The organism is Exiguobacterium sp. SH5S13, assembly GCF_004337085.1.
Lineage (GTDB): Bacteria > Bacillota > Bacilli > Exiguobacteriales > Exiguobacteriaceae > Exiguobacterium > Exiguobacterium aurantiacum_A.
The window spans coordinates 1-714 of record NZ_SJUS01000071.1 but is presented as its reverse complement, the minus strand read 5'-3'; the positions used below and the strand labels follow the sequence as shown (position 1 = coordinate 714).

Below are 714 nucleotides of genomic sequence, written 5' to 3'. Positions count from 1 at the left end.
CGCGCTGTTTTCCCCTGACGGAGAAGCGGGTGAAACCTAAATTGGCCTTCAGATATCCAAAAACTGGTTCCACGTCCGTCTTGCGTCTGGCGTAGAGGGCACCGGTTTTTTCATCCGAAAGCAGCGTACTCGTCCTATTCTTTTGTTCTTCCCAGGCACCGTTCACGCTGACCTGTCGGTGTCTCCCTTCCTCGGCCTTCGTGCACAGTTCCCGGAACGGACAACCGTCACAGCTCTCGCACTCGTACACACGAAAATCACGGGTGAAGCCGTTCCGGTCGGTCCGATGGGACTCATGGCTGAACGGGAGCCTTCTCCCGTCCGGGCACGTGAACGTGTCGGTCCCGTCATCATACGTCCAGTTCGCGAGGTTGAACGGGTCCTCGCGCCATTTCTTCTTCTGTTCCTTCCGGTACATCGTATGAGGGATCAACGGCTGGCGCCCCCGGCGCTCGAGGATGTCTGTATAGTTCTGCTGGCTCCCGTATCCCGCATCGGCGACGATGTAGGCGGGTAAATCGAGGAACGTTTCAATCTCATCGAGGAACGGGATCAACGTCTTCATGTCGGTCGGGTTCGGATAGACGTCATAGGCAAGCGTGTACTGACCTTCGGTTGCGATTTGGACGTTGTACCCCGGCTTCAGTTGGCCGTTTTTCATGTGATCCTCTTTCATCCGCATGAACGTCGCGTCCCTGTCGGTCTTCGAGTAAC

Annotated in this window: 1 protein-coding gene; it reads right to left on the bottom strand. The window is 56.4% G+C overall.

The genetic code is table 11. The features are described from left to right. On the bottom strand, nt 1-714 hold a 714-nt coding region (locus tag EVJ30_RS15035), incomplete at both ends, for a transposase (protein ID WP_145963180.1).